At 56.9% G+C, this 21177-nt stretch carries 18 protein-coding genes and 1 other annotated feature; all 18 genes read left to right on the top strand.

The window, feature by feature from the left end; genetic code table 11:
• Positions 1-73 precede the first annotated feature (73 nt).
• Positions 74-925 carry a rod shape-determining protein MreC gene (gene mreC / locus FD37_RS09135; RefSeq protein ID WP_045808287.1) on the top strand — a complete coding sequence of 284 codons (852 nt, stop codon included), beginning with the start codon at positions 74-76 and terminating at the stop codon, positions 923-925.
• A gap of 12 nt (positions 926-937) precedes the next feature.
• On the top strand, positions 938-1459 hold the full coding sequence (gene mreD / locus FD37_RS09130; protein ID WP_056964941.1) for a rod shape-determining protein MreD: 522 nt from the start codon (positions 938-940) through the stop codon (positions 1457-1459).
• An 18-nt stretch (positions 1460-1477) separates the two neighbouring features.
• Positions 1478-2149, top strand: coding sequence for a septum site-determining protein MinC (locus FD37_RS09125; protein WP_045808289.1), 672 nt, complete (start codon positions 1478-1480; stop codon positions 2147-2149).
• A gap of 2 nt (positions 2150-2151) precedes the next feature.
• Positions 2152-2958, top strand: coding sequence for a septum site-determining protein MinD (gene minD / locus FD37_RS09120; protein ID WP_045808290.1), 807 nt, complete (start codon positions 2152-2154; stop codon positions 2956-2958).
• 84 nt (positions 2959-3042) lie between these two features.
• Positions 3043-3269: a binding site (T-box leader), on the top strand.
• Between the two features lie 229 nt (positions 3270-3498).
• Complete coding sequence (locus FD37_RS09115; protein ID WP_045808361.1) at positions 3499-4140, top strand: amino acid ABC transporter permease; 642 nt, start codon at positions 3499-3501, stop codon at positions 4138-4140.
• 19 nt (positions 4141-4159) lie between these two features.
• The gene (locus FD37_RS09110; RefSeq protein ID WP_056964939.1) at positions 4160-4798 is read left to right on the top strand and encodes an amino acid ABC transporter ATP-binding protein; all 639 of its coding nucleotides are present in this window, start codon (positions 4160-4162) and stop codon (positions 4796-4798) included.
• Between the two features lie 15 nt (positions 4799-4813).
• Positions 4814-5662 carry an amino acid ABC transporter substrate-binding protein gene (locus tag FD37_RS09105; protein ID WP_056964937.1) on the top strand — a complete coding sequence of 283 codons (849 nt, stop codon included), beginning with the start codon at positions 4814-4816 and terminating at the stop codon, positions 5660-5662.
• Between the two features lie 201 nt (positions 5663-5863).
• A complete protein-coding gene (yfmF, locus tag FD37_RS09100) occupies positions 5864-7144 on the top strand; it encodes an EF-P 5-aminopentanol modification-associated protein YfmF (RefSeq protein WP_056964935.1) in 1281 nt (426 codons plus the stop codon).
• Positions 7137-8441: an EF-P 5-aminopentanol modification-associated protein YfmH gene (gene yfmH, locus FD37_RS09095; RefSeq protein WP_056965377.1), complete on the top strand. Its 1305-nt coding sequence runs from the start codon at positions 7137-7139 to the stop codon at positions 8439-8441. The genes yfmF and yfmH overlap by 8 nt, the downstream gene beginning before the upstream one ends.
• A 90-nt stretch (positions 8442-8531) precedes the next feature.
• Positions 8532-9467, top strand: a complete 936-nt coding sequence (locus FD37_RS09090; protein ID WP_056964933.1) for a helix-turn-helix domain-containing protein — start codon at positions 8532-8534, stop codon at positions 9465-9467.
• A 75-nt stretch (positions 9468-9542) separates the two neighbouring features.
• A complete protein-coding gene (pgsA, locus tag FD37_RS09085) occupies positions 9543-10130 on the top strand; it encodes a CDP-diacylglycerol--glycerol-3-phosphate 3-phosphatidyltransferase (RefSeq protein ID WP_056964931.1) in 588 nt (195 codons plus the stop codon).
• Between the two features lie 161 nt (positions 10131-10291).
• Entirely contained in the window at positions 10292-11545 is a 1254-nt protein-coding gene (locus tag FD37_RS09080) for a competence/damage-inducible protein A (protein WP_056964929.1), read from the top strand.
• A gap of 89 nt (positions 11546-11634) precedes the next feature.
• Positions 11635-12810, top strand: a complete 1176-nt coding sequence (recA, locus tag FD37_RS09075; protein WP_045808297.1) for a recombinase RecA — start codon at positions 11635-11637, stop codon at positions 12808-12810.
• Positions 12811-13121: 311 nt separating this feature from the next.
• Positions 13122-14681, top strand: a complete 1560-nt coding sequence (gene rny, locus FD37_RS09070) for a ribonuclease Y (protein ID WP_045808298.1) — start codon at positions 13122-13124, stop codon at positions 14679-14681.
• Positions 14682-14806: 125 nt separating this feature from the next.
• A complete protein-coding gene (locus FD37_RS09065) occupies positions 14807-15604 on the top strand; it encodes a TIGR00282 family metallophosphoesterase (protein ID WP_045808299.1) in 798 nt (265 codons plus the stop codon).
• Between the two features lie 83 nt (positions 15605-15687).
• Positions 15688-18360, top strand: coding sequence for a DNA mismatch repair protein MutS (gene mutS / locus FD37_RS09060; protein WP_056964927.1), 2673 nt, complete (start codon positions 15688-15690; stop codon positions 18358-18360).
• A 60-nt stretch (positions 18361-18420) separates the two neighbouring features.
• Positions 18421-20430 carry a DNA mismatch repair endonuclease MutL gene (mutL, locus tag FD37_RS09055; RefSeq protein ID WP_056964925.1) on the top strand — a complete coding sequence of 670 codons (2010 nt, stop codon included), beginning with the start codon at positions 18421-18423 and terminating at the stop codon, positions 20428-20430.
• Between the two features lie 121 nt (positions 20431-20551).
• On the top strand, positions 20552-21154 hold the full coding sequence (ruvA, locus tag FD37_RS09050; protein WP_056964923.1) for a Holliday junction branch migration protein RuvA: 603 nt from the start codon (positions 20552-20554) through the stop codon (positions 21152-21154).
• Positions 21155-21177 lie beyond the last annotated feature (23 nt).

Below are 21177 nucleotides of genomic sequence, written 5' to 3'. Positions count from 1 at the left end.
GAAGGCAGCTTCCCGCTTCTTTATTGTTTAGCGGTCTGGGAAGTTAGCAGACCGAACTAGATGGAGGTCAAACATGCAGAAATTTTCTTTCAATCGGCGGCTGGTCATCATTATTGTCTGCTTGATTGTCAGCTTTGCTTTGATGACGTTGTCCGTCGCCATCCGTAACAAACGATCGACGCCACCGTTGATTCAACAGTTCGGCAACGACATCGTGGGCTTGGCTGACCGGGTCGTGGCCCTGCCAGCCAACGGGTTAAAGGGGTCCGTCAGTTCCGTCTCGGAATTGCTGAACACCTACCAAGAAAATCAGCAGTTAAAGAAACAAGTCAGTGAATTGGCCCAAACGAAAGTGCGGGACCAGACACTGGCGAAAGAAAATAAGCAATTGAAGAAGGAAGTTGGCCTGAACAGTTCCTTGACCGACTATTCCGCCATTTCGGCCGCGGTGATCACCCGGACACCATCCTCATGGCAAAACCAGGTCATCATCAACAAGGGGTCTTCGGCAGGGGTCATCAAGAACATGCCCGTAATGTCCGGCTCCGGCCTGATTGGGCGAATCTCGGAAGTTAACAAGACCAACTCCAAGGTGGAACTGATCACTGATAACAACGATTCCGCCAACCGCTTTGCCGTGTCCATCACTACCAAGTCGGGCAAGACGGTCAACGGGGTCTTGAGCGGCTTTAACGCGGATAGTGGTCAGATCACCATGAACAATATCACGACCAAGGCCAAGATCAGCAAGGGCGACAAGGTCGTCACCAGTGGTCTGGGCGGCGTCACGCCCAAGGGCCTGTACGTCGGCAAGGTTGCCAAGGCCAGTGGGGACGACTACGGTCTATCCACGAAGTTGTATATCACACCCGCAACGGACCTCAGTGATTTGAACATCGTCACGGTCGCCGTGACGAAGCAGTAGGGGGGATGTCGCGTGTATCGCTTATCCAAGTTACGTTTTGGCTTCCCGATTGGGCTCTTCCTGATGCTGTTTTTGGACGGGTCCATCAGTCAGGTCTTTAGTACGCACCTTTTTCGGACGTCGGCCACCATGGTGAGCCATCTAGTGGTGCTGTGGCTGGTCTGCGCGGTCCTGTTTGAAGACCGCTTCGACATTCCCGTGGCACGCTGGGCGGCGGTGGCCGGTGCCGTCTTCGACCTGTACTACACGGGGATCTTTGGAATTGAAATCTTTATTTTTCCGTTGGTGGTCTATCTGACCCGGGTATTGGTAAATTACATCAGTCCCAACTTTTTGAGTGGGTTGCTGATCTACTTTATCGATATCACCCTCGTCGAGGCATTAAGCTACCTGGCGAGTCGGATGGTTCACCTGACCAGTATGGCGGGGAGCGCCTTTTTAGTCACCACGCTGGGGCCCACGCTGGCCTTGAACCTGGCATTATTTGTGGTCTTATACTTCCCCATCCGTGGGGTGTATAATTGGTTAAAATAGGTGGAGGGAAAGAACGCTATGCAAGCTGCCGTATTACGTGGAACGCAAAACGGCTATGATTTGGTCCTTAAGCAATCGGCAAGTCTGGATCAGATCTTAGTTGACTTAAAAACATTATTAGAGAATCTGAAGATTGACCCCCAGGCACAAGAGGCGACCAAGGTGTCGTTAGACGTGCTGACCGAGGACCGAATCCTAACGGCCGAGGAACGGCAACAGATCGAACAACTGGTGGGCCAGTACCCGCGGTTCGAAATTCATAAGATTGCGGCCAACGTCATGACCATTGCCGACGCGGTTCAGATGAAGGAGCGGGAGAACGTACACCTGCTCAGCAAAGTGATCCGGAACGGGCAAGAGGTCGATATGACGGGGGACGTGCTGTTTTTGGGCACGATTCACGAAGGCGGTAAATTACAGACGACGGGCAACATCTTCTCGATGGGGAACGTCGCCGGTATCTTGCAGGCGGGCTATCCCGATGATGAATCAAAATTAGTCATGGGAAATTTGAAAACTGCTCAGCAGATTCGCATTGCCGAACAGTTTGATATCATTGACCCGGATGACCTTGAGGCCTCAGCACAAACGGTCGCTTACGTAAACGACCTGCATGTGTTGTCTTACGGCAATCTCAATCAACTTAAAAAGATTAATCCCAAGCTCTATAACCAGATCGGAGGAATTTAGAAATGGGAAAAGCAATTGTGATCACCTCTGGTAAGGGTGGCGTTGGTAAAACGACGACCAGTGCCAACATTGGGACCGCGTTGGCCTTAATGGGCAAGCGGGTTTGCCTGATGGACCTGGACATCGGGTTGCGGAACCTGGATGTCGTCTTAGGGCTCGACAACCGTATCATTTACGATATCGTGGACGTGGCCAGCGGGCGGGCCAAGCTGCCCCAGGCGTTGGTCAAGGACAAGCGGTTCGACGACAAGCTCTACCTGTTGCCCGCGGCGCAAAACACGGATAAGACCGCGTTGGAGCCGGACCAGGTCAAGACCATCGTGGATGAGCTCAAGCCGGACTACGACTACGTGCTGATCGATTGCCCAGCCGGCATCGAACAAGGCTTCATGAACGCGGTAGCCGGCGCCGATGCGGCCATCGTCGTGACCACGCCAGAAATTTCGGCCGTGCGGGACGCTGACCGGGTCGTGGGCCTGCTGGAACAGCACCCCTTGACCGAAGCGCCACGATTATTGATCAACCGGATTCGCCGGAACATGATGCAGGATGGGTCGATGATGGACATCGATGAAATCACGCACCACCTGGGCATCGAATTGTTGGGCATCATCTTTGATGACGACGCGGTGATCACCACGTCGAATCAGGGGGAACCCATCGTCATGCAGACCGATAACCCCGCTTCGCAGGGGTACCGGAACGTGGCTCGGCGCTTAGAGGGCGAAACGGTTCCGCTGATGAAGCTGGAAGACCAGGAAGAACCCGGGTTCTGGCACCGCGTCAGCAACTGGTTTCACCGGGGCTAGGAGCCACCGGAACCGCTCTTGGCGATAAAGGTTGAATTTAACGCTTGACGGCGCCACTAAAAAATCGTAGTATGTTGGCAATGAAACAAAACGTTGAACGGAAGAGTAGATTGATTGAGCGTCAACAGAAAGCCCGGCGGATGGAAGCGGGTGGCCTCGATGAATCGAACCACATCTGTGAGTTGGTTGTCTGAAATCAGTAGGATGACTCGGGTTAGCCCGTTATCGCTGGAGTTGCTTGCAACTCACTGAGGTCAATCTAGTGATAGGTTGGCGAACAGAGGTGGAACCACGATGTGATCGTCCTCTTAGACCCGGTAATGGGTCTGAGGGGACGATTTTTTTTATCGGCCGGGTTTCGGTTGCGGGGAACTCCCTGAGTCGGCGTGGCGTGAGCCCGTCGAAAATTGAGGTGGAACCGCGCGTAAACGTCCTCTTGGCACTGAGCCAAGGGGGCGTTTTTGCGTTCCCACGGGTGAACGATTTGTTTCAGAATCATTCGACAACTGGTTTTAAATGAGAAGGAGGAACCTGATAATGATGCACTATGTGAGTGAGATTTTACCCTCGTTGATTTCCGGGACCGGCATGACCCTGTCCATCTTCTTCTGGACGGTGATCGTTTCCATTCCCCTCGGTATCTTGGTGGGGTTGGGCATGACGACGAACTTTAAACCCCTGACCTGGGTGATCAACATCTACGTCTGGCTGATGCGGGGCACGCCATTGTTATTGCAATTAATTTTCGTGTTTTATGGGCTACCGATCATCGGCGTGGTCTTCCAACGGTACGACGCAGCGTTGTTTGCCTTTATCCTGAACTACACGGCCTACTTTGCGGAGATCTTCCGGGGCGGGTTGCAGGCCATCCCGAATGGCCAGTACGAAAGTGCGCGGGTCCTGCGGCTGACCAAGTGGCAGACGTTACGGCGCATCGTGATTCCCCAAGTGGTCAAGATCGTGTTACCGTCCATTGGGAACGAAGTCATCAACCTGATCAAGGACTCCTCGCTGGTCTACGTGATTGGCCTGGGCGACCTCTTACGGGCCGGCAACGTGGCAATGGCCCGCGACGTGACCCTCTTGCCGCTGGTCTTAGTGGGAATCATCTACCTGCTGCTCACGGCGGTCTGCACGGTGGCCTTACGACGCTTGGAAAAGCACTACAGTTACTGGCGGTAAATGAAAGGACGGGAAGCAGATGCTTGAACTTAAAGGAATTATGAAAAAATTTGGTAACAAGGTGATCCTGGATAACGTCAACCTCACCGTTGCCGATGGGCAGATCCTGACGATCGTTGGGCCGTCCGGTGCCGGGAAAACGACGCTGTTGCGGTGTATCAGCGGTTTGGCGACGGTCGACGGCGGCCAGTTTTTATTAGACGGTCAGTCCTTTGACCCCGCCACCAACCGGGATAACGACGCCGTTATCGGGGTCGTCTTCCAGGACTTTCAATTATTTCCGAATCTGACGGTCTTACAGAACGTGACCCTGGCGCCGACGATGGTGCTGAAGAAGTCGGGCCAAGATGCCGAAAGCGAGGCACGGACCCTGCTGAAACGGTTGAACCTGGACGGCAAGGCGGACCTGTACCCCTACGAGCTTTCCGGGGGCCAGAAACAACGGGTCGCCATCGTGCGGGCGCTGGCCATGCACCCCAAGCTGTTGTGCTACGACGAACCCACCTCGGCGCTGGATCCGGACCTGCGGAAGGAAGTTGAGCAGATCATCTTGACGTTGAAGCAGGAGGGCATGACCCAGATCGTCGTGACCCACGATATGCCGTTTGCCAAGGCAATCGCCGATCAGATGCTGCGGGTGGAACCGAAGCAAGCGTAGAAGGGAGAACCAGCGATGAAGTTAAAACGAATGTGGCGGTGGGGCGTCGCCTTGGCGTTCCTGCTGGTCCTCGGCGGTAGCCTGGCGGGGTGCAGCAGCGTGACCCAACGGGCGGATACTCAGGACACGTGGTCGACCATCCAGAAGCGCCAGCGCGTTGTCGTCGGCTTGGACGATAGCTTCGTACCGATGGGCTTCCGCCAAAAGAGCGGCAAGCTGGTCGGCTACGATATCGACCTGGCCCGCGCCGTGTTTAAGCTGTACGGCATCAAGGTCGACTTTCAAACCATCGACTGGTCGATGAACGCGACCGAGTTGCACAACGGAACCATCGACCTGATCTGGAACGGGTACTCGATCACCCCCGAACGGGCGAAAAAGGTGGCCTTTTCCGACACCTACCTGAACAATGACCAGGTCTTAGTCACCAAGAAGGCCGACCACGTGACGTCCTTTGCGGGGATGCAGGGGAAGGTCCTGGGGGCCCAAAGCGGGTCGTCCGGGTATAACGACATTGATGCCTACCCCAAGGTCCTGAAGAACCGAATCAAGAATCACAGCGCGATTCAGTACGATTCGTTCACCAACGCCTTTATCGACCTGAACGCCGGGCGAATCCAGGGGTTGCTGATCGACAGTACCTACGCCAACTATTACATCAAGCACCAGGCCGACCCCGGGGCGTACCGGGTCATCACGGGAAGCTTCCCCAAGGAAGAATTTGCCGTGGGCCTGCGGAAGGGCGACGTGACCATGCGGCGAAAGATCAACGCCGGATTGAAGCGCCTCGCTGCCAACGGCACGTTGCAGAAAATCAATGAAAAGTGGTTTGGCAGTAACGTGGATACGCCGCTGTTAAAATAAGCAATCAGTGGGGTCCGGGACCGGAAAGTCCTGGGCCCTTTTGGGTCGTTACGGGTGGGCCGAAGCGGCTGACCGGTCACGGACGAGGGGGCTCCGGAGCTGACGAAGAGCTCCCCGGGTGAACGGCGTCCCGGCTTGTATTTGGGGGCAATTTCCCTTATCATTAAACACCGTTAGTCATTTATTAAGGAGGCCACGCGTGTGGACGTACGGATAAAGGATGGGGTAACGCTAGACCTGTTACCCACCAAACAATTTAAAACTATTGGGATCAAGGTGGACTTTGTGACCCCGTTACGGGCGACGGCAATTACGGCCCGGGCCCTGTTAGCGCAGGTACTGGAGACCAGTACGGCGGCCTATCCGACGCAAACGGCGTTGGCCCGACAACTGTCCTTGATGTACGGGGCCAGCTTCGGCATCACCGTGTTGAAGGTCGGAACCCAACACATCGTGCGGCTGACCTGCTCGGTGGTCGATGAGCAGACCCTCGACGCCTATCAGGACGCCCAGCCGCTCTTTGAGCGCGGGATGGCCCTGTTACGGGCGGTCCTATTCGACCCGTTGCTCCCCCACGGGAGTTTCGACCCGACGACCTTTACCCAACAACGCCAGAACCTGTTGACCGCCATTAAGTCCTTGGACGATGACAAGCAGTACCTGGCCAACCGGCGCCTGCAAGAGATCCTGTTTGCGGGTCAGCCGACCCAGGCCATGAGTGCCCTGGGGGATATCACCACGTTAGGGGAGCTTACGGCGGCCGACATCTTGACGACCTACCACGATATGCTGGCGCACGACGCGGTGCACGTGGCCGTGATCGGCGATGTGACGCTTGACCGGGTCACGGCCGCCCTGGCGCAGTGGCCGTTGGCACCCCGGCAGGTGACCGACCAGGACCCGTACTACCGCTGGACGCCCCAAGACCAGTTGCAGGTCGGCGATGACCTGGCACCGGTGGTCCAAGCGAAGTTGAACCTCGCGTACCAGCTGCCGGTCTACCGCAACGATGCGGACTTTATGGCCGCGGTGGTCTTCAACGCCTTGTTTGGCGGGACACCGCTCTCCTTACTCTTCACGAACGTGCGGGAGAAGGCGAGCCTGGCCTACTACGCCAGCAGCAACTACAGCCCGTTTACCGGGACCATGACGGTGCAGACCGGGATTCAGGCCCAAAATCAGGCTCGGGTCCAAGCGATTATCCAGGAGCAGCTAGCGGCCGTTCAGGCGGGAAACATCGATGAGCAGCTGTTGACCGAGGTCCAGGCGAGCCTTTTGAACGCCCGTTTATCGGCGTTGGATAGTCCACAACGCCTGCTGAACGCCCGGCTCAGCGCCCAACTCACACACGTCACCATGTCACTAGACGACTGGACGCACGCCTTACAGGCCGTCACGGTGGCGGACGTCCAACGGGTGGCGCAACGGGCGCGGCTCCAAGCAACTTACTGTCTTCACGGAGGTGTTGACCATGCTGAATAAACAGACCTATGCGCAATTGGGGGAGGCCGTCTACCGGACCACGCTCAGTAACGGGCTGCAGGTGATTCTGGTGCCCAAGGCCGGGTTCCACAAGACCTTTGCCATTATGACCACGGACTACGGCTCCATCGATAATGTCTTCGTTCCGCGGGGCCAAACGGCGGCTGTGCGGTTTCCCGACGGCATCGCCCATTTTCTGGAACATAAACTCTTTGAAAAAAAGGATCACGATGCCTTCGATCTCTTTGGCCAGTTCGGGGCCAGTTCGAACGCCTTCACCAGCTTTACCCAGACCAGTTACCTCTTCGCCACGACCAACCACCTGCACGAAAATCTGGACATTCTCCTAGACTTTGTGCAGGACCCCTACTTTACGTCGGCGACGGTCAATAAGGAAAAGGGCATCATCGGCCAAGAGATCCAGATGTACGACGATGATCCCGGCTGGCAGAGCTACTTCGGCATGATCGGCAACCTGTATCCCAAGGAACCCTTGTCGATCGACATCGCGGGGACGGTCGACTCGATCGACCAGATCACCGCGGACGACCTGTACGCGGCGTACCGGACCTTCTACCACCCGAGCAACATGAGCCTGGTATTGACGGGCAAGCTGGATCCCGAACAGACGCTGGACTGGATTGAGACCAATCAGGCCCGCAAGACGTTTACGCCGAGTGCGCCCATTCAGCGCATCGCCAGCCCGGCGACCCAGCCGGATCAGGTGATTCGGCAGACGACCCGGCACCTGTCCGTGACCCGTCCCAAGGTCAGCCTGGGAATTCGGGGCTTTGACACCGTGCCCACGGGGCGGGCGGCCCTGACGTACAGTGTGGCGGTCTCGTTGATCTTTGACCTGTTGTTTAACGACACCAGCGACAATTACCTGCGGCTGTACGATGCCAACGTGATCGACGACAGCTTTGGGTACGACTTCCAGGTCCAACGGGGCGCGCACTTCGGACAACTGGCCGGGGACACCGACCAGCCCGAGCTGTTCGTCAGCGAGTTTCAGACGATCCTGGCCGACGTGTTCACCCAACTGAAGGCGGCCGAACCGCAGTTTGACCTGGTTAAACGTGAAGCGATTGGTCGGTTAATTGGGGCAATTAACTCGCCAGAAGCCATTGCCAATCAGTATTCCGGCCCCTTGTTTGGTGGTACCATGCTGTTTGACGAATTAACCGTTTTGGAAGACTTGCGCTTCGAGGACCTGTTGCCGGTGGCCCACGCCTTTTGGGACCACAGCGTGCAAACGGTGGCGACGATTCTCCCCGAAGGTTTAAGAAACGATTAAATCCAGAATTCTGGACGCTGTGGCTGAAAATGCGGGGGCGCCTATGCTATACTTCAATAGAGAAATCTTAAATAGGTGGAGAGTTAAAAAATGAGTGAGAACAAAATTACGCTGGGAAAAACATTAAAGGATGCGCGAATCGCGAAGGGCTTTACGCTGGATGATCTGCAACAGGCGACCAAGATTCAAAAGCGCTACCTGATTGCGATCGAAGACCAGCAATTTGACGAACTTCCGGGAGATTTCTACGTCCGGGCCTTCATCAAACAATACGCTGACATGGTCGATCTTGATGGGGCAGAACTGTTAAAGCAATTTGACAGTGCCCTCCCAAGTACCCAGACCCAAGAATACGTGGATAAGGTGAATGAGACCAACCCCGAAACACGGTCGCAACAACGCAAGGTCGACGAACGTTCCTTGCAGTTACGCCGGTTGATCCCGCTGACCGGGATCGTGGTCGTGGTGCTGGCCGTCTTGATCGGTATCTGGGTCGCTGCGGCGCACAGTAGTCGGTCAACGGTCAAGCAAAACGTCGACAGCAGTTCCGTGAGCGTCTCGGGCAGCTCCAGCAGCTCGTCTAGCTCGAGTCAGTCGGCTTCGAAGAAATCCTCTTCCAAGAAGGCGTCCTCGAAGACTGCCAGCTTTAAGCAACTGAGCACCACTAGCAGTGGGTCGACTTGGGAAATGAAGAACGCCTCCAGTAAGCCAAAGGTCACGTTATCCGCCACCAGTAGTGCGTGGGTCGCGGTGACCATCGGTGGAACCACGACTTGGCAAGGGACGCTGTCTTCGTCGACTTCCCACTCGTTGACGGTCCCAAGTGGTACGACCAGCATGACCTTTAAGTTCGGGAACGCACCCGCAACGGCGGTCAAGATCGACGGGAAGAAGTTCAACTTCAACTCGACGACGGCGACCAGCAGTGCTTCCAGCAGCAGTTCGACCACGGATACGACGGGGACGAGCTCTAGCAGTACGACCACGTCCACCCAGGTTCAAGACGTGACGTTGGAATTTAAGTAAGCCTTTAAGCGGGTCGGTCCCTGACGGCCGAACCGCTTTTTTATTGGATAAATGGTGTCTAAGGAGGAGTTAGTTGTGAACGTCCCAAATCGTTTGACGATCATGCGAATCATCTTGATTCCCATCTTCTTATTAATTTTGGTATTGCCCCTGGATTGGGGCACGGTGACCTGGTTAGGGACCGAGATCCCGGTGACCCAGGTGCTGGGCGCCGTAATCTTTGCCGTGGCGTCGATCACCGATTTTCTGGACGGGCAGATTGCCCGGCGGCAACACCTGGTGACCAACTTCGGGAAATTTGCGGACCCGCTGGCGGATAAGATGATCGTGATGACGGCCTTTATCTTGCTGGTTGCGATGGGGGCCGCCCCCGCGTGGGGCGTGGCCATTATCGTCTGCCGGGAACTGGCCGTGACGGGCTTGCGGCTGATCGTTGTGGAGACTGGGGGCCGCGTGTTGGCGGCGGCCTGGCCAGGGAAGATCAAGACCACCACGCAGATGGTGGGGATCATCCTGTTGTTGTTGAACAACATCGGCTTTGGGACAATCCACGTGCCAATGGCGCTGATCTTCTTTTACATCTGCTTGTTCTTCACGATCTACTCGGGAATCGACTACTTCGTCCAGAACCGGCAGGTCTTCGCGGAGTCTTCGGCCGAATAAAATGGAATTAACGGAGGTCTGGGACAAAAGTCTCAGGCCTTTTTGGGTCGTCGGCCGTTACCTGGTCAAAATAATGTTGTCTGACCACAAAGTATTGTAAGATAAAAAATAAAGACGGACGTTTGCGGAGTTAACGGTGGACGTCCAAGGGAGGAAAAAACGTGCAAGCAGAAGTGATTGCGGTAGGAACCGAGATATTACTGGGGCAAGTGGCCGATACCAACTCGGCGTACATTGCGCGGCGTTTAGCGGATGCAGGTATCGAGGTCTACTACCATTCGTTGGTGGGCGATAACGCGACCCGGTTGGCGGCGCTGGTGAATCAAGCGCGCTCACGCAGCGACCTGGTCGTGATCAGCGGGGGCCTGGGCCCCACGAAGGATGACCTGACCAAGCAGACGGTCGCCCACTTACTCGGGGTGAAGTTGGTCGAGGATTCGGCCGCGATGGCCAAAATCACCGCGTTCTTTGCCACGACCGGCCGGCAGATGACGCCGAATAACCGGTTACAGGCCCTGTACCTGGCGGGAAGCCGTCCCTTGAAGAATGAGACGGGGATGGCCGTTGGCTCGTTCTACCGGGCGCCTAGTGGGGCTGACGTGGTCCTGCTGCCGGGGCCACCGAGTGAGATGCGGCCGATGATGGCGCACCAGGCGATGCCCCTGATTCGGGCGGCCTACCAGCGAGACGAGTACCTGACGTCCCGGGTGCTGCGGTTCTTCGGCATTGGGGAGAGTCAGTTGGTGACCCAGTTAAGCGACCTGATCGATCACCAGACCAATCCCACGATTGCGCCGTACGCCAAGCGCTACGAGGTCACGTTGCGGCTAACGGCCAAGACCACGACGGCCGCGGCGGCGACCCAGCTGTTGAATCAGCTGGAAGCCACGATTCGAGAACGGGTCGGGGCGTACCTGTACGGTTACGGGGACGAGAACAGTCTGGCCAGCGTGGTGGTCCACGAGTTGATTGACCGGCAGCTCACGATTACCGGGGCCGAGAGCCTGACCGCCGGCGAATTTCAAAGTACGATTGGGTCGGTCCCGGGGGTCTCGGCTGTCTTTCCGGGTGGCTTCGTGACCTACGCCAATCGCGCGAAGCACACGCTTTTGGGGATTCCCCAGGAAATTATTGACCATGACGGGGTCGTGAGCGAGGCCACCGCGCAGCAGATGGCGGAACGCTCTCGCCAACTGTTGGATACCGACCTAGCCCTGAGCTTCACCGGGGTAGCCGGGCCCGATAGCCTGGAGGGTCACCCGGCAGGCACCGTCTGGTTGGGCCTCGCACAACGGGGCCAAGCCCCGCAGGCCAAGCTGTTGCACCTGACCGGTAACCGGGCAGATATTCGGATGCGCTCGGTGATGGCCGGTCTCGATTGGGTCCGGCGGACGCTGGATGCTGGTCAAAAATAGGGGAACTTTTGTTCTATTTTTACTTGCTTTTTGTTCGCTAAATCGGTATAGTGTTACTTGGAAATGAGAGCAACTAAAGGAGGATTTAGATGGCTGACGAACGACAAGCGGCGCTGGATAAGGCGCTGAAAAAGATTGAAAAAGACTTCGGTAAGGGATCAATCATGCGGATGGGCGATGATACCAAGACGCAGATTCTGACGGTCCCATCCGGCTCGTTGGCACTAGACGTGGCCTTGGGCGTAGGGGGGTATCCCCGCGGTCGAATCGTTGAAATTTATGGGCCCGAATCTTCAGGGAAGACCACGGTCGCATTACATGCGGTCGCAGAAGTCCAGAAGCGGGGCGGCACCGCTGCGTATATTGATGCGGAAAACGCCCTGGACCCAGCTTACGCCACGGCACTGGGTGTCGACATTGATAACTTGCTGTTGTCCCAACCGGATACCGGTGAACAAGGGCTGCAAATTGCCGATGCACTGGTCTCATCCGGTGCGGTCGATATTGTCGTTGTCGATTCCGTAGCGGCCCTGGTACCGCGAGCAGAAATCGAAGGCGAGATGGGGGACGCCCACGTGGGTCTCCAAGCACGGTTGATGTCGCAGGCGTTGCGGAAGCTCTCCGGAACGATTAACAAGACCAAGACGATTGCGTTATTTATTAACCAAATTCGGGAAAAAGTCGGTGTCATGTTCGGGAACCCCGAAGTGACGCCTGGTGGTCGGGCCCTGAAGTTCTACGCCACTATTCGGCTGGAAGTTCGCCGGGCCGAACAGATCAAGAACGGGACGGACGTCATTGGGAACCGGACCCGGATCAAGGTCGTGAAGAACAAGGTTGCGCCGCCGTTCAAGAAGGCGGAAGTGGATATCATGTACGGTCACGGGATTTCCCAGACCGGTGAATTGCTCGATATGGCGGTTGAAAAGGATATCGTTGACAAGAGTGGTTCGTGGTACTCCTACGGTGAAGACCGCATTGGTCAAGGTCGGGAGAACGCTAAGCAATACCTGGCGGATCATCCAGACATGATGGCCGAAGTGAACCGGCGGGTCCGGATCGCTTACGGTGTGGCCGATGAGGACGAACAGGCCGCTGCCGAGAAGAAACCAGATAAAGCCAAGGGTGACGACAAGGCCACCAAGGGTGCAAAGACCGATAAGTCCGCTGATAAGGCGACGACGGCCAAGCAAACCGAACTGGATACCGGCACGAAGGATACCACGCCGGGTACCACGGTGATCCAACCCAATCAACACAAATAAGACACGTAACAGCTAGGAGCCGGGGACAGAAGTCTCGGGCTTCTTTTGTTTGCTGAATGACGGCGGGCGCAACCGGCCTTCCGCAGACAGTTGGGGCAGCACGCGTTTCATCGTGGGATTAACGGTGGTTCTGTCAGGGCCCAGTTGGGTCACTTGGCACGCCAAATTAGAAACTTAGCGCGTGATTCTGGGGAGTTTAGTTGACAGGCTTCATGGCAACTATTAAAATTGAATTTGTGTCAGTTATCATACAAACATCTTGAAAAGTCTGATTTTAAATTAGTCATTTTTGATGATGCGGAGGTGGAATCATGAGTGTTCCGATTATAATCCTCGCAATCATCGCTATCGTTGTTGGTGTCGTGGGTGGTTATTATTTACGTAAATCCGTTCACGAACGCAAGTTAGATGCTGCTAAGTACACCGCCAAGGGTGTGCTGGCGGAAGCACACAAGCAAGCCGAGACGGCTACCAAGGAGGCCCTGTTAGGGGCTAAGGAAGATAGCCACAAGTATCGTGCCGAGGTTGAACAAGAGCTGAAGCAGCGCCGGGCCGAAGTCCAAAAGCAAGAGGACCGGTTAATTCAACGCGAAGAAACGTTGGATCGCAAGGACAGTTCCTTGGAGAAGCGCGAGAACTCGTTAAATCGGCGGGACAAGAAGCTGAGTGCTGAAGAGCAGAACCTGACCAAGAAGCAACAGCAAGCAGACTCACTGATTGAAAAACGGCAGGCGGCGGTGGAAACCGTTGCCGCCCTATCCCAGGACGATGCACGGGACCTGATTTTGTCCGAGGCCAAAACGGCCTTGGCAGGGGAACGGGCAAAAATGATTAAGGAAAGCGAAGAAACGGCGCAAAAAACGGCCCAGGCGCGGGCCAAGGACCTGATTGTGTCCGCCATTCAACGGAGTGCCGCCGATATGGTGACCGAAACCACGATTACCGTGGTCACGTTACCGAACGACGACATGAAGGGGCGGATCATTGGGCGCGAAGGTCGCAACATTCGGACCTTGGAAACCTTGACCGGAATCGATTTGATTATCGACGATACGCCTGAAGCCGTCGTTTTGAGCGGTTTCGACCCGTTACGGCGGGAAGTGGCGAAGATTGCGCTGGAGAAGTTGATTCAAGACGGGCGGATTCACCCGGCTCGGATTGAAGAGATGGTCGCCAAGGCCAAGAAAGAGCTGGACGAACACGTCCGCGAACTTGGCGAACAAGCAACCTTCGATTTAGGAATTCATTCGATGCATCCCGAACTGATCAAGTTGGTCGGGCGGTTGAATTTCCGGATTTCCCACGGGCAAAACGCTTTAGCCCATTCAATTGAAGTGGCGAAGATCACTGGGGTCTTGGCCGCTGAACTCGGTGAGGATGTTACGTTAGCAAAACGTGCAGGATTATTACATGATATTGGCCGCGCTGCAGAACACGAGGATGATAGTTCGTACATCACGCTTGGAACCGAACTGGCGAAGAAGTACCGGGAAAGTTCCACCGTGGTCAACGCTATTGCCGCGCAAGCAGATCAAACGGCTTCGCAATCCGTGATTGCGGAACTGGTCGGGACTGCCGATACGATTTCGGCGACCCGGCCGGGTGCACGCTCAGACTCCCTAGAAAGCTACATTCACCGGTTGGATAAGCTGGAGACCATCGCCAATGAATTTGACGGGGTCGACCACAGCTTTGCCATCCAAGCGGGGCGTGAAGTTCGAGTCATCGTGCGGCCCGAGAAGATTTCCGATACGGATGCCGTCGTCTTGGCACGCGACATCAAGAAGAAGATCGAAGATGACTTGGATTATCCAGGTCACGTCAAGGTCTCCGTCATTCGGGAAGTCCGGTCAGTTGAATATGCGAAATAAGTCAGAGAAGCTAGGCCTTAGGGTTCTAGCTTTTTTACGTCAAGTCAGAACAATCATGTTAAAATAGAGAGTATTTATGTGGCGCCGTCCGCGACAAAGGGACGGGCCAAGATAGGGGAACGAAGATGCGACTTCTTTTTGTAGGTGACGTGGTAGGCGACTTAGGGATGGACATGATTCACGAGTACCTCCCGCAACTGAAGCGGGACCTAAAACCGCAGGTCACCATTGTCAACGGTGAGAACTCGACGCCGGTCGGTCGAGGCATTAGTTACAAGATCTATAAGCAACTCCTAAAGGACGGCGCCGACGTGGTCACCATGGGGAACCATACCTGGGACAACGCGGAGCTGTTCGATTTTATCGACGACGCGAATCGCCTGGTCCGTCCGGCCAACTTCCCGGGGCAGACCCCGGGCCAGGGGTGGACGAAGGTCAAGGTCAACCAGCAAACGTTGGCCGTGGTGAACCTGCAGGGCCGGGTCTTCATGAACCAGTTGGTCGATGATCCGTTTGCCATGATGCAGGACCTGTTACCCGACTTGGACACGCCCTTCGTGTTCGTGGACTTCCACGGCGAAGTGACCAGCGAGAAGCGGGCCTTTGCCATGCGGTTCACCGGTGACGTGTCGGCGGTCGTGGGAACCCACACGCACGTGCAGACCAGTGACGCGCAGGTTCTGGACCATCAGACAGCCTTTCTGACCGAGGTGGGGATGACCGGACCGGCCGACAGTATCTTGGGGATGCGGGCCGACAGCGTCATCACCAAGTTCGAGAACCAGCGGCCCGCCCGGTACACCGTGCAAACGCAGGGACCGGGGCTGCTGTCCGGGTGCGTGATCGACCTGAACGACCAGACGGGTCACGCGACGGCCATTCACGAGATCTTGATCAGCCCACAACACCCGTATCAAAGTTAAGAAGCAATCGACAACCGACACTGATTAAAGTTACTAGACATATCAGTTAAAAAGGCATAATAGGGAAGGATGACGGAGTTTTCATGCCAAAAGCAAACATGACGCCCATGATGGTGCAGTACCAGAAGATTAAGGATCAGTATCCCGACGCCTTTCTGTTCTACCGGTTGGGTGATTTTTATGAAATGTTCAACGATGACGCCGTCAAGGGGTCCCAACTATTGGAGTTGACGTTGACCACCCGGAGCCATAGCGCGAAGAATCCCATTCCCATGTGCGGAGTGCCCCACAAGGCCGTGCAAAACTACATCGACATCCTGGTCGACCAGGGCTATAAGGTGGCCATCTGTGAGCAGATGGAGGACCCGAAGCTCGCTAAGGGCATGGTCAAGCGGGAGGTCATCCAGTTGGTGACGCCCGGGACGCAGACCGATACCGGGGCGGCGGGGGCTAAGCGTAACAACTACCTGACCGCTTTAACCATGCCCGCGGCGAACCAATACGGACTGGCCTACACCGACCTGTCGACCGGGGAACTCAAGGTGGCCGCCATCGACAACCTGACCACGGTCATGAATGAATTAATGAGCCTCCAGACCAAGGAAGTCGTGGTCGACGACAGTGTGCCGACCGACCTGACCGACCGGCTACACAAGTTGGGCATGCTGATTTCGCACCAGCCCACCATCGAGGCCAGTTCGGAATTGAGTTACGTGCAACAGGACCTGACCGACCAGCGGATGAAACAGGTCGTGGGGTTATTGGTGACCTACGTGACGGTTACCCAGAAACGCAGCCTGGCGCACCTGCAGCGGGCGGTCGCGTACCGACCGACCGCCTTTTTGAAGTTTGACCACGCGTCACAGGTCAACCTGGAGCTGACGCAGAACCTGCGGACCAAGAAAAAGTCCGGTACGTTGCTGTGGCTCTTGGACGAGACCAAAACGGCGATGGGCGGCCGGCTTCTCAAACAGTGGCTGGACCGGCCGCTGATCGATCAGCATCAGATCGAAGACCGCCAAGCCAAGGTGGGGGCCTTATTGGACCACTACTTCGAGCGCAGCAGTCTGCAAGAAGAGCTGGTCAAGGTCTATGACCTGGAGCGTTTGGCGGGCCGGGTCGCCTTTGGCAGTGTCAACGGGCGGGACCTGATCCAGCTGCAGACGTCATTGGAACAGGTGCCACAAATCAAGCACACGTTGAGCGAACTGGACGAGGCGGTCTTTGACCCGATGCTGGAACAACTCGATCCGGTCGAGGACGTGGCGGCCGCCATCAAGGAGGCCATCGTGCCCGAACCGCCTCTGTCCGTGGCGGACGGCGGCGTGATTCGCGACGGGTATAACGACCAGCTGGACACCTACCGCGACGCGATGCGCAACGGCAAGCAGTGGCTGGCCGAGATGGAGGCCCACGAACGGGAAGTCACCGGGATCAACAACCTGAAGATTGGGTACAACCACGTCTTCGGGTACTACATCGAGGTCACCAAGGTGAACCTGGATAAGCTCCCGGCCGACCGGTATGAGCGCAAGCAGACGCTGGCCAATGCCGAGCGGTTCTCGACACCGGAACTCAAGGAAAAGGAACGGTTGATCCTGGAGGCCGAGGAAAAGTCAGTCGCCCTGGAGTATCAACTGTTCGTTGACCTGCGGGAACAGGTCAAGCAGGCAATCACTCGGCTCCAGAAACTGGCCGCCGCTATTGCCAGCCTGGACGTGCTCCAGAGCTTTGCCGTGGTCAGTGAGGACTACCACTTCGTCAAGCCGACCTTCCAAAAGGGCCACGTCTTGAAGATCAAGCAGGGCCGCCATCCGGTGGTCGAAAAGGTGCTGGGGCGTCAGTCCTACGTGCCCAACGACGTCATCATGGATCAAGAGACCAATATTCTGCTGATCACGGGGCCCAACATGTCCGGGAAGAGTACCTACATGCGCCAATTGGCCCTGACGGTCATCATCGCCCAGATGGGGTGCTTCGTGCCCGCCGAGGCCGCGCTGATGCCCATCTTTGACCAGATCTTTACCCGGATTGGAGCTGCCGACGACCTGATCTCCGGCCAGAGTACCTTCATGGTCGAGATGCAGGAGGCCAACCGGGCGTTGAGCCAGGCCACGGCCAACAGCCTGATCCTCTTCGATGAGATTGGGCGGGGGACTGCGACCTATGACGGGATGGCGCTGGCGCAGGCCATCGTGGAATACGTCCACAACAAGGTGCACGCCAAGACCCTGTTCTCGACCCACTACCACGAGTTAACGGCCTTAGACGCGGTCTTACCGCAGCTGAAGAACGTGCACGTGGGGGCCGTGGAGCAAAACGGCGACCTGGTCTTCTTACACCAGGTCCAACCAGGACCCGCCGACAAGTCTTACGGGATTCACGTGGCGAAACTGGCGGGCATGCCGGAATCGTTGCTGCAACGAGCCGATGTCATTTTGACCGAACTCGAGCGGCAGGCCGCCGATGCCCCAACGGTCGCTAAGGAAGCGACTGCGGGCCCCGTGTTAGCCGCGACGACGCAACCGGTCGACTCAGCGGCTGCGCCGACCCAGCAACCAGCGTCCCCAGAGCCCGAGCCAACCGCCGAGCAACCGGCGACCGACCAGCAACTATCGCTGTTCACGGATGAACCGGAGCTTAATCCAGCCCAGGCCAAGGTCCTGGCCCAACTGAAGGACCTGAACCTGATGGGGATGACGCCTATGGCCATCATGAACCAGGTCTACCAGTGGCAGCAGAAACTGAACAAATAAGCCTGATGGGGCGTTACCGTCAAGCGACTTAGAAGATACTAATCGGAAAGGATGACCGCAATGGCGAAAATACATGAACTGGCGTCGGTTTTGGCCGACCAGATTGCGGCGGGGGAAGTGGTCGAACGACCGGCCTCCGTCGTAAAGGAGTTGGTGGAAAACGCCATTGACGCCCACAGCACGCAAATCGATATCACGGTGGAGGAGTCCGGGTTAAAGCGCATCTCCGTGGTCGACGATGGCGATGGTATTCCCGATGAAGATACCGAAATGGCCTTCAAACGGCACGCCACCAGTAAGATCACCGACCGCAAGGACCTCTTTAAGATCAAGTCCCTGGGGTTCCGGGGCGAAGCGCTCCCCAGCATCGCCTCGGTGGCCGACGTGACGTTGACCACCTCGACCGGCACCGTGGGGACACTGATCCATAACGTCGGCGGCCACATCGTGACGCACACGCCGGCCGCCTCCCGGAAGGGGACCGACGTGACCGTCAAGGACCTGTTCGGCAACGTGCCGGCCCGGTTGAAATACCTGAAATCGCCGACCACCGAACTTTCCAAAATCACCGATATCGTGAACCGCATCGCGTTGAGTTACCCCAACATCGCCTTTTCGCTGGTACACAACGGGCGTGAACTGATGCGCACCAGTGGCCGGGGCGACCTGCAACAGGTGATTGCCGGCATCTACGGCGTGCAGAGCGCCCGGAAGATGGTGGCCATTGCCGGGGAGAATCCCGACTTTAAGGTCAGTGGGTACGTTAGTTTACCGGAATTGACGCGGGCAAGCCGGCAGTACATCTCGATTCTGCTGAATGGCCGGTACATCCACAATTTCCAGCTCAGCAAGGCCTTGATCGCCGGGTACGGCTCGAAACTCATGGTGGGCCGGTACCCCATCGCGGTCCTGGCGATCACGATGGACCCGCTGCTGGTGGACGTGAACGTGCACCCCACGAAGCAGGAGGTCCGTATCAGCCAGGAACCCGAGCTCAGTCAGTTGATCGAAAAGACGATTTTTGACCGGTTGGCGCAGGAGAACCTGATTCCCGACGGCTTCAGCGAGATGCCGAAGAAGCGGGCGAGTGCGCCGGCCAGTGACCAATTGACCATGGCGCTAAACGACGCCTCGCAGAAGTACACGCCCACCACGCCGCCGTTACTCGCGGGAAACGCGGTGAATCCATTGCACTCGCCGGCGGTCCAACCAGCAACACCGGCCAAAACGCCGGCGACCGATCAGGACCGTCCGGCGGGGCCGGCCCCGTTGACGGCGCCTAGTGAGACGCCGGTCGAACCGGTCATGGTCCAGAACCGCGACGAGTTGCGGCTACCGGCCGTGCAGGCGTTTGACCGAAAGTACCGTTCCGAGACCGGGGTCTTTCCCCTAGGAGCGCCGCGCCCACAGGCGACCGACCCCTTGGTGGCGCCAAGTGCACCCACGGACCAGCCCCGCTTTCCGCAGCTGCGGTATTTGGGTCAGGTCCACGGCACCTACCTCTTAGCCGAGGCGGACGACGGCCTGTACCTGATTGACCAGCACGCGGCCCAGGAGCGGGTCAACTACGAGTATTACCGCCAGGCCATCGGGGAGGTCAGCGACGACGAACAGAAGTTGCTGGTGCCCATCGTGCTGGACTACCCGACCACGGATATCCTGGCGCTTAACGACCACCTGGACACGTTGGCCAGCGTCGGTGTTCACCTGGAAGCCTTCGGGCCGAACAGCCTGATCGTTCATGAACATCCGACCTGGTTCAAGGCGGGGCAGGAGACCGATACTATTAAGGAAATGGTCGACTGGGTCTTGAAGGACGGCAAGATTTCGGTGGCGGCGTTTCGGGAGAAAACGGCGATCATGATGAGCTGTAAACGGGCCATCAAGGCCAACCATCACCTGGATGACCAGCAGGCCCGGGCGTTATTGGTCAAGCTGGCAACGGCCGAGAATCCCTTTAATTGCCCCCATGGTCGGCCCGTGCTGGTCCACTTCACGGATCAGGACCTCGAGAAGCTGTTCAAACGAATTCAAGACCCGCACAAGAGCGGTGATGACTGGGACGACTAGCATTGGCCGCAGTGAGCGGTCAGTTTTAGCGGCCCAACCGGTCATCAGCTGATTTTTATCCGGAGAATGTGGTACAATTTAAAAAGCAAACATATGTTTTCTTAAAGGAGCGAACTGCCTTATGTATGAATACCTGCGGGGGACCGTCGCGGCCATTACCCCGGACCACATCGTCATCGACGTCCAGGGAGTGGGCTACCTGGTCAATACGGCCAATCCGTACCGCTACACGGTCGATGAGACCGTCACCATTTACGTGTACCAAGCGGTCAGTGATACGGCGCAGACCCTGTACGGCTTTAGCGACTTCGCCGAGAAGCAGTTGTTCTTGAAGCTGATCAACGTGTCGGGGATTGGGCCCAAGAGTGCCCTGGCCATCTTGGCCAACCCGGACCACCAGGGGTTGATGCTGGCCATCAAGACCAACGACGTCAGCTTCCTGACCAAGTTTCCCGGCGTGGGCAAGAAGACGGCCGGCCAGCTGGTCTTGGATCTGCAAGGCAAGCTCGACGACCTGGCGCCGGCGGCTGATTCGCAGCTGTTCGAGCCGGAGACGGTCGCGACCGGTGCGGGGAATCCCCAACTCGACGATGCCGTGGCGGCCTTAGGGGCGCTGGGGTATCGCGAGGCAGCCATCAAGAAGATTACCCCGCAGCTGCGGCAGTTTGCGGGGACCAGTACCAACGATTACCTGAGCGAGGGGCTACGGCTCCTGACCAAGTAGTCGTGGTGATAGAGAGGAAAGGA

The sequence above is a fragment of the Levilactobacillus spicheri DSM 15429 genome, assembly GCF_001435095.1.
In the GTDB taxonomy this organism is placed as follows: Bacteria; Bacillota; Bacilli; order Lactobacillales; family Lactobacillaceae; genus Levilactobacillus; species Levilactobacillus spicheri.
This window is presented reverse-complemented; position numbering and strand designations above follow the sequence as displayed.